Origin of the sequence: Vogesella mureinivorans (genome assembly GCF_007644035.1) — a bacterium.
In the GTDB taxonomy this organism is placed as follows: domain Bacteria; phylum Pseudomonadota; class Gammaproteobacteria; order Burkholderiales; family Chromobacteriaceae; genus Vogesella; species Vogesella mureinivorans.
In genome coordinates this window covers 1-452 of sequence record NZ_VMTV02000782.1, presented here as the reverse complement: position 1 = coordinate 452, position 452 = coordinate 1, and the positions used below count along the sequence as shown (strand labels likewise).

Below are 452 nucleotides of genomic sequence, written 5' to 3'. Positions count from 1 at the left end.
GAGCACCTCAAGGCGCTTTGCCAGCTTGCGCGCGCCCCATGCCGGATGCGCCTGTCGCAACGCGATCACCTGCGATTCCAACGCCTGCGAACTGCGTGAGGGCGAGTGACGAGGGCGACGACTGTAATCCTCCAACGGCTCGCCGCGACGCGCCCGCTCAAGCCACTTGTAGCCCGTACCCGGGCTGATCCCGAACCGCCGGCACAGCGCACGCACGTTGGCGCCCTCCTGCGAAGCCAGTGACACGAACTCCTTTCGCAACTCCACCGCAGAAACCTCCTGCCACGGCATCCGAACGCTCCTCGCATCCCAAACGCCCCAGCTTGCGGTGTTCACCATGTCTCCGAACGACTGTCCACTATGTCTCCGGTCCATACATCGTGGGAGAGGGGCAGGGGCGAGGGGGCAAGGCTCGCGCAGGGTTTCGTCTGTGTCCCCAACCCCGCTTCCGC

At 65.7% G+C, this 452-nt stretch carries 1 protein-coding gene; it reads right to left on the bottom strand.

The window, feature by feature from the left end:
• The coding region (locus FLQ44_RS18200; RefSeq protein WP_170253030.1) for a helix-turn-helix domain-containing protein at window positions 1–291 on the bottom strand (291 nt) is incomplete at its 3' end.
• Between the last annotated feature and the right edge of the window lie 161 nt (window positions 292–452).